Genomic DNA, 338 nt, shown 5'->3' on the forward strand with positions numbered 1-338 from the left:
CCCTCGATCAGCAGACGGCACTGGAGCAAGCCGCACGAAAGCGCATCAAGGATTCCCATGCCCTCGACGGCGACACCGGTCGCTTGGCCCACTTCTATCGCGGATGGGCCAGTTCCTACGATCTGGATGTCGGCCGCGACGGGTACTGCGGGCCGATGATCGTGGCGGAACTGGCGGGTGCCATGCAGACGGCCTATTTGGCCAGGCAGCGAACTGCCATCGCAATCCTGGACGCTGGCTGCGGAACAGGCCTCGTCGGCGTGGAACTGGAACGCCTCGGTTTCCGGTTGATCGACGGGATCGACCTCTCCGAGGAGATGGCCGAACAGGCCCGGCAA

General features: G+C 64.5%; 1 protein-coding gene. It reads left to right on the top strand.

Features of this window, described 5'->3' with window-relative positions; translation table 11 throughout:
* Positions 1 to 338: methyltransferase domain-containing protein (locus DH10_RS36035; protein ID WP_192385970.1), on the top strand; the 338-nt coding region annotated here is incomplete at both ends.

It is taken from the genome of Mesorhizobium silamurunense (assembly GCF_014843825.1).
In the GTDB taxonomy this organism is placed as follows: domain Bacteria; phylum Pseudomonadota; class Alphaproteobacteria; order Rhizobiales; family Rhizobiaceae; genus Mesorhizobium; species Mesorhizobium silamurunense.